Origin of the sequence: Catenibacterium sp. GCM10023432 (assembly GCF_042651925.1) — a bacterium.
Taxonomy (GTDB): domain Bacteria; phylum Bacillota_I; class Bacilli_A; order Erysipelotrichales; family Coprobacillaceae; genus Catenibacterium; species Catenibacterium mitsuoka.
Genome location: NZ_JBHSEB010000066.1, coordinates 1 through 7357 on the forward strand (window position 1 = coordinate 1; position 7357 = coordinate 7357).

Sequence of the window (7357 nt, forward strand, 5' to 3'; positions counted from 1 at the left end):
CCACCTGTTTATTAATTTAATTTGCGGTTTTATTACTTTTTATTATGGGTAGAGTTTGCGGTTTAACAACAGGGTCAATAGAACGTCTGCCGAAATTACTGTAAAGTGATTTCACTAACGGATAGATGAATTTCCAGTCTATCGTAGCTTCCAGTGTTCTAACCAAATGATCCTGTGGTACTAGGTCGTCTAAAGTACTCATGATAAGTCCATCACGTTTAATGTTTGCACGATTAGTCATTGCCATATTTATATCCTCCAATTAAGCATCTTAATTATACCATTTTTAGGCCTTAATTGACAGGAAACGAAAAGACCGTAAGGCCACAAATTTGCTTAATTGGAGTGTGGACACTTACGGCATTAACTATATTATCACATACTATTCGATTTTAAAAGAAAAGACTGTTAACATTTAGTTTGTCAACAGTCTGATGCAATGTTAGAAATCTAACGTTGCATTTTTTTCTCCCAATATAATTATTTATCTCCCAAAAAGGGTATCGATTTGGGAGATAACTTTAAAAGAACCGATTTATCTAAAAACTGGTTCTTTTTACATAAACGACTCTACGATATAGAGTCTCTTTTCTTTCTTATTCCATAATATGATTATTTCACTATGGTCTTCATGTGATTTATACCAATAGACACAATCTGTATGAGTAGGTCGACTTATTGCAAGTACATTGATCTCATCCAGCCATTTATTGGTTGCATCTATATAGTTGCCATCATAGATGGTTTCTCCTTGATCTTTTTTCCATGAGAACATCTTTTCGATAGGTTCTTCATTCTCATATGTAAAAACATGATAACGGACGCCATCTCTATTAAAACTTGATCCAGCATCCTTACTATATACTTCAGAATAATCAGAATCTGAAGGAATAGATATATTCCAGTTCTCTTTGATTACATGATTATAGTCTTTAGAATAATTCCAATACATTACACCACTTACAATAATCATACAGGCAAATATGATAGATATAATCGTTTTCTTATTCATAGGAACATCTCCTTTAGTCTGCAAGTTCTTTTAGAGTATCTCCAGTAATTCTATATACTGTCCAATCTGACATAGGCTTGGCACCTAGAGATAAATAGAACTCAATACTAGGCTTATTCCAGTCTAGACACCACCATTCTAAACGTCCACAGCCACGTTCTACTGCAATAGAAGCGAGCTTCTTAAGAATTGCCTTACCATAACCGTTTCCATGATATTCTGGTTTTACATACAAATCTTCTAAATAAATACCAGAACGTCCTAGGAATGTAGAAAAGTTATGGAAGAATAAGGCAAAACCTATTTCTTTATTATCTACTACCGCAAAGATCACTTCTGCTTTCTGCTTATCAAATATCCATGTTTCAAGTGTGGCTTCATCTGCTACCACTTCATCTAGCATCTTTTCATAATCAGCTAATTCTTTAATGAATTGAAGAATAAGTGCTGTATCACTACGTTTCGCAAATCTGAATGTAAGAGTCTTGTTCATGGTCATTCCCTCCGTTTATCTTATTATACTAATAGGGGAGATGGTAAGGTACTTAAGTTTTCTTAAGATAGAGAAATGAATTGTTCAAAAAATTACATAACTTCTTTTATGTAATTGATCAAAAATAATGAAATGAGATAAAAATCATAAAATAAACATAAATTTTAATCAAAATAACATAAATGATTTATGTAATAATGATCAAATTAGATAAATGAATGAAAAATAACATAACTGTATGATGTTAAAACAGTAAATAAACTAAATATTAGATAAAATAAGCAAACTCATTTAGTTTAATTGATGAAATAAACTAATTATTCTACAAAATAAACAAACTCACTTGGATTAATTTGGTAAATAAACTAACTCATCATAAAAAGACTTATTTAATAATTGATATGGTCCCTTATAGAGGGATTTTTTTATGCAATAAAAAAAGAACTCCAAGGAGTTCCTTTGAAGGTTTTAGGTCTCCATATCGACCTTTTCTTCCTATCCATTAGAACATTTTGGGAAAGAAAATCAAACTAAATATTAAATGAATATCATCTGTGTTTTGTACAATAAGATACATTCTTTCTTTTAAGACTGCTTTCTTTACAAACACTTAACTGGAATATGCAAGTGAATTACTTCTACTATTACTATAATTGTTATAGTCAAAGGGAAGTGATGAGAATGAAAAGAGTATTAATGGTGTTATGTTGTAGTGTGATGGTATTAATGAATTGTCATAATGTATTTGCGTTAAGTACAAGTATTGAACTTGATGGTGGAAATAATGATCCACAGGTAGTAGAAAAAGAACCAGTGAAAACAGGTGACATGTCTAGTAAGACTATTAAGGAATTAGGTTTACTCTTAACAGGAAGCTTATTATTAGGTATTGCTGGATTCTCAATGAAGGAGGAACGTCATGAAGAAGAATAGAATCATCATAATATGTATTGCGTTATTTATAGTGCTGGCAGGATCTTTTACTGCTTATCATTTTATTCATTCTTCTCAAGAAAATACAAATGGTGTAGTGATTGATAAAGATGCCACAGAATGGAAAAAAGAACTCCCTAATCAAGGTAATCAAGGAATTAAGATACCAGGCTATGGAAACTTAAGTGTAGCTGCAGGAGAGAAGAACTGGAATATTACATTATTAAATCCAGAAGGGAATAATTGTTACTTCAAATACAATATTACTGTAGGAGAAAACAGTGATCCTATTTATACATCAGATTATATTGAACCAGGTAAAGCTATTAAATCCTTTAAGGTGAATAAAGCACTTAAGAAGGGTGATTATACTATCTATATGAATATTGAAACATATTCTATGGATGGAGAGAATACAAGAATGAATGGAGCAAGCGTTAAAGCAAACTTGCAGGCTGTATAGAAATAACAGATACCACTCTGTCTATATAGATACAATTGAATATGAATATTCCAAGGAGGAAAACGATTATGAAAAGAACTATGACAGCAGTTTGTACAACTCTCGTGACAGGTATGATGATGATCACTCCAGCTTTTGCAGCGAATACATCAACTGGACATACTGATATCTCATTATTTGTCCCTAATGATCCTATTTATACTGTGACAGTACCAGAAAAGGTGACTTTAAGTGCAACAGAACATACACAGGTTCCTGTTACTGCAAGTGATGTACAGTATATCCCAGAAGGTAAGAAGATCTCAGTTATATTAAAGAAAGGTAATGGTGTATATGGTCGTCTTTATTTAACTGGTGATAAGAATAACGGGAATAAGCCATACTTAATGACTATTATGATCAAGGGTACAGGTGATGAATTTAAGATGGGTGCTCTTGAAAAACAGATTAAGGGTATGGAACTCGCATCATTTACTGATAACGGTACCGTCAATTATGAAATGTATCCAGTATCACAGGATTATCCTGAAGAACAAGGTAAAGTAGATTCTAACCTTGCTATACAGAAGGGTGTTCATTATACTGGCTGGATTGATTATGGCATTGGATTATACGATATCAAATAAGGAGAAAACTATGAAAAAGACAATAACATGTGCATTGACTGCATTAATGGCAGTTTCTGCTTTATCACTTCCTGTTTATGCACAGGATGCATCTACTGAATTCTCATTTGTGAAAAAGAATGATCCGACTTATACAGTGTCTATTCCTTCATCACTCGCATTAAGTGAAGAAGGTACACCTATGACTATTGAAGCTAAGGATGTGGCTTATCTAGATGGTAAGAAGGTATCAGTAACTGTAGCGGGTACAAACTATTATCGCAATCAGTTAGTTTTACAAGCAAGAACATCTAAACCATCTTATACTGGTGTCATTCGTTATCAGTTGATCAGTCCTGATAATAAAGTATATGAAACTAAAGGTGATGATACAGTAACAGGTACAGAACTTGCTTCGTTTACTGAAAATGGTACTGTGACTTATACAGTAAAACCAGTACTTTATGATAAGATTAATCTAGAACCTGGATTAAAATATACAGGTACTATGAATTTTGGAATTAGTCTCACAGACTAACTTAAGGGGCGTTAACCTTCGGGTTAACGTTTTTTTTGTGTCTATACAATGTAAGGATTTTACTATTATCTATATTGTGAATATAGATGTAAGTATTGAGCATCTAATGAAGATAGAGGCTTTTATTGATAATTGTATGATATAATGAGTGGCAATCTAATGATGAAGGGAGATTAATTATGCATTATAGATTAGGAAGGGAACTTAAGGCATTATCAAAGATTTTTACTCTAGTAGGTATATTAGTGAATGTATTTCTTTTGTATCATTATCTAGAAAACGAATATTTCTTGAGGATGAAGATTTATTACACTGTTGTTTTTATATTCTTGATGATTCTTTTATGGGTATTTGGAAAGTTAATAAATGGTGTAGGAGTCATGCTTACAACTCAAGGTAAGATGTTACACGAACCAAAATTAGAAGAGCCTGAAGATGAAGATTCTATCAAAAGTACATTTCTTGCATTCTGTCATGCATTCAAGAAGAATAAAAAAGCATTTGCTTCACTCATTGTAGTATGTGTTATTCTACTTGGTGGAGGTATCTATGCAAAAGTAAATTATGATATTCAACATGCATATGATGGAATCTGGTATTTAGAAGGTAATTTAGAAGGAGACACTTTTTTTATAAATGGTGATGAAGTATACTTCTATGAAATAAATGATTATGAGAATAGAGAAGTATCATTAGTAAAATCTCAATATAAAGGAAAACTAAAAAAAGACAAAGTCGAATTCTATAGTTATTCTTATGATTATACAAGTGATAATGAGTATAAAACAAAAAGGATTGATAAGACTATTTATCTTACAAGATTAAGTAATGTTGAATTCAAGGTGGATGGTAAGACGTATAATAGAGCTTCAAAATAGAATAACTTGATCCTAAGACAAAGTTTACTTGAGTGCTTTCACCATTTCTTTTACATATGCTTCTACATATTGCGGGGCATCTTTTCCATATTTTTCAATAATCTTAATAATTGCACTACCAACGATGACACCATCTGATTGAGATGCCATCTTTTTTGCTTGTTCTGGTGTAGAAATTCCAAATCCTACCGCTACAGGTATATTTGTGACTTCACGTACTAAATCAACCATCGCACCAATATTTGTAGTAATCTCTGAACGTACACCAGTGACACCTAAAGAAGACACACAGTAAATAAAACCATTTGCTTTTTTCGCAATTATCTGGATACGCTGATGACTTGTAGGAGCAATCGTACTAATAAGATCTAGTCCATACTCTTTACAGACTATATCAAATTCTTCTTTTTCTTCAAAAGGAACATCAGGAAGAATCATTCCACTCATATTGCCTTCTACTATTTTTTGACAGAACTTCTCAATCTATAGTTATGAACAACATTTGCATAAGTCATAAAGACCATAGGAATATCTGTATTTTTTCTAACAAGGTTAACCATTTCACATATTACCTCCTTTTATCATAGAAATTTCAAAATATTTTAGAAACACCTCTAGAAAGGCGCTGTCAGAGGGGTACGGAATACATGAAGGTGGAAAATAGTATATGATAGTAGTAGGAATGAAGATGAGTAATATGAAGTTCGGAGTAAGAACACCATTATTAAAAAAATCTATTAGTGCTAGAACAACAGGAAGAGCTAAAAGATCAATTAAAAGAGCTCTTATACCTGGATATGGTAAGAAGGGCAGAGGATGGATTACGAATCCTAGAAAGGCTGCATATAATAAGATTTATAGAAAGACGACTGTAAGTTTCTGGGACTTATTTAAATAAAAAGGAGATTATTACTATGACTACTGATGATAAGCTTTTACTAGTAGGTAGGGTTTTAAAGGTATTGTTGGTGATTTTAGTATTTCCAATTCTAGTTATTTTTGAACTCGCAAAGATTCAGAAATAATTCTAAATTGATATTAAAACATGATTGGATAGTGTATCATTGAATTGAAAAGGGTGGAATGATTCCAAGAATACAATGTTTTATATCTTGTAATGTGAAGAGTAATGTGCAATCAAAATTGATAAGAGAGGGGTTATCTGAATGATTAGTTTGTTTTTTAGTTTCTTGGTTATAATGTTTAAATTCACATTCTATTTAGCATTGTTTCCGTTTTGGTTAATCTGGTGGTTTATTAAAGTAATTTTCTTTTTCATGGGTTGGCTTGATCTTTGTTTGACAAGTTTCTATGCTAGTGGAGCAATTAGAAGAAAAAGAGGATGGTAATAATGTACTATGTGATGGATGAAGGGCTTGTGAACATAGTTTTGTAAGTAATATGATAGTATTATTTTCTTTAAACTGATAAGAGAAGGGGTTATCTAAAATGTTAAGGTTATTATGTTATCTTCTGTTTTTTCCACTATGGTTAATTTGGTGGTTTATTAAAATTGTTTTCTATTTCATGGCCTGGCTTGAAGTTTGTTTGGTAAGTTTCAATGGTAAGAGAATAATTAGACGAAGAAGATGGTAAAACATTTTCTTCTGTCATTAAAATGTAAGAGTGTGCGAATGCATGCTCTTTGCTTATATTAGAGAGTGTTTGAGAAAATCATTGCTATTTGAAATATGTTCTAGTATGGTTAGGAAAAGGAGTGTATAAAGTATGAGTTATGATGTTTTAGAAGTATGTCGTCATGTGATTAATTACAGCAATGAACAGGACTATGGTATTTCAAACTTAAAGCTACAAAAAGTGCTTTATCTTATTCAGGCTTATTTTCTAATTGATAAAACAAAAAATGCATCTTGTTTTGATGATAAAATTGAAGCATGGGATTTTGGTCCAGTTATACCTTGTGCATATAATGAATATAAGCAGTATGCAAATGGAGATATTCCAACTATAGAATCATATTATTTGTTTGATACAGATAATATCTGGAATACGAAAAGAGTAAAGTATAATGATGATGTTATTCTTGATGAAGATAAGAAACGTATTGATAGAGTAATAGATAGTTTTTCAGAATATGCAGCTACTGATCTTGTTTCATTAACACATAAACAATCTCCTTGGATAAACTCTTATGTTCCAAATCAGAATAATGAAATATCCATCGATGCAATAAAGAGATATTTTCAGAATTAATGAGTTTTGGTTTGAGTTATAGGTGAAATTAGTCAGATATTATAGAAGGGTTACTGGATGCATCTAGCAACCCTTTTTAAGTGGGAAATTCTATCTTCTACAGGCGATGGGATGAATACTAATCAAAATTTGAAAAAAGAATTGTTTGATAGTAAGCGCCAAATAATATAGTGTATAGAAATAGACCTCATCATATTAGATAATTAAAGTGTTTTTAGATA

Annotated in this window: 10 protein-coding genes and 1 pseudogene; 7 read left to right on the forward strand and 4 right to left on the reverse strand. The window is 31.5% G+C overall.

The features are described 5' to 3' along the window. Nucleotides 1-64: 64 nt before the first annotated feature. The 3 genes and pseudogenes from ACFOZZ_RS08795 to ACFOZZ_RS08805 form a co-directional block, all read right to left on the reverse strand. Nucleotides 65-241: pseudogene (locus tag ACFOZZ_RS08795) on the reverse strand (IS5/IS1182 family transposase); the annotation flags it as partial. A gap of 315 nt (nucleotides 242-556) precedes the next feature. Beyond that, nucleotides 557-1012, reverse strand: coding sequence for a hypothetical protein (locus ACFOZZ_RS08800; RefSeq protein WP_376815090.1), 456 nt, complete (start codon nucleotides 1010-1012; stop codon nucleotides 557-559). A 13-nt stretch (nucleotides 1013-1025) separates the two neighbouring features. Beyond that, entirely contained in the window at nucleotides 1026-1505 is a 480-nt protein-coding gene (locus ACFOZZ_RS08805; protein ID WP_376815091.1) for a GNAT family N-acetyltransferase, read from the reverse strand. Between the two features lie 681 nt (nucleotides 1506-2186). Between ACFOZZ_RS08805 and ACFOZZ_RS08810 the strand changes: the two genes are divergently transcribed. The 5 genes from ACFOZZ_RS08810 to ACFOZZ_RS08830 all read left to right on the forward strand — a co-directional run bounded on the left by ACFOZZ_RS08810 (nucleotide 2187) and on the right by ACFOZZ_RS08830 (nucleotide 4922). Continuing rightward, nucleotides 2187-2438, forward strand: coding sequence for a hypothetical protein (locus tag ACFOZZ_RS08810; protein WP_055233503.1), 252 nt, complete (start codon nucleotides 2187-2189; stop codon nucleotides 2436-2438). Continuing rightward, entirely contained in the window at nucleotides 2425-2901 is a 477-nt protein-coding gene (locus ACFOZZ_RS08815) for a hypothetical protein (RefSeq protein ID WP_055233502.1), read from the forward strand. Before ACFOZZ_RS08810 ends, ACFOZZ_RS08815 begins: the two co-directional genes overlap by 14 nt. Before the next feature lie 68 nt (nucleotides 2902-2969). Next, nucleotides 2970-3527, forward strand: coding sequence for a hypothetical protein (locus ACFOZZ_RS08820; RefSeq protein WP_055235156.1), 558 nt, complete (start codon nucleotides 2970-2972; stop codon nucleotides 3525-3527). Nucleotides 3528-3537: 10 nt separating this feature from the next. After that, nucleotides 3538-4044 (forward strand): hypothetical protein, encoded by a 507-nt coding sequence (locus ACFOZZ_RS08825; RefSeq protein ID WP_320803574.1) that lies wholly within the window; start codon nucleotides 3538-3540, stop codon nucleotides 4042-4044. Between the two features lie 179 nt (nucleotides 4045-4223). Then, the gene (locus ACFOZZ_RS08830; protein WP_055235160.1) at nucleotides 4224-4922 is read left to right on the forward strand and encodes a hypothetical protein; all 699 of its coding nucleotides are present in this window, start codon (nucleotides 4224-4226) and stop codon (nucleotides 4920-4922) included. Between the two features lie 24 nt (nucleotides 4923-4946). Here ACFOZZ_RS08830 and trpA read toward each other — a convergent pair whose 3' ends face one another. Beyond that, the gene (gene trpA / locus ACFOZZ_RS08835; protein WP_376815092.1) at nucleotides 4947-5369 is read right to left on the reverse strand and encodes a tryptophan synthase subunit alpha; all 423 of its coding nucleotides are present in this window, start codon (nucleotides 5367-5369) and stop codon (nucleotides 4947-4949) included. Between the two features lie 220 nt (nucleotides 5370-5589). Between trpA and ACFOZZ_RS08840 the strand changes: the two genes are divergently transcribed. Together ACFOZZ_RS08840 and ACFOZZ_RS08845 are read left to right on the forward strand one after the other, a co-directional pair. After that, nucleotides 5590-5820, forward strand: coding sequence for a hypothetical protein (locus ACFOZZ_RS08840; RefSeq protein WP_376815093.1), 231 nt, complete (start codon nucleotides 5590-5592; stop codon nucleotides 5818-5820). An 830-nt stretch (nucleotides 5821-6650) separates the two neighbouring features. Beyond that, the gene (locus tag ACFOZZ_RS08845; protein ID WP_376815094.1) at nucleotides 6651-7136 is read left to right on the forward strand and encodes a Panacea domain-containing protein; all 486 of its coding nucleotides are present in this window, start codon (nucleotides 6651-6653) and stop codon (nucleotides 7134-7136) included. Nucleotides 7137-7357 lie beyond the last annotated feature (221 nt).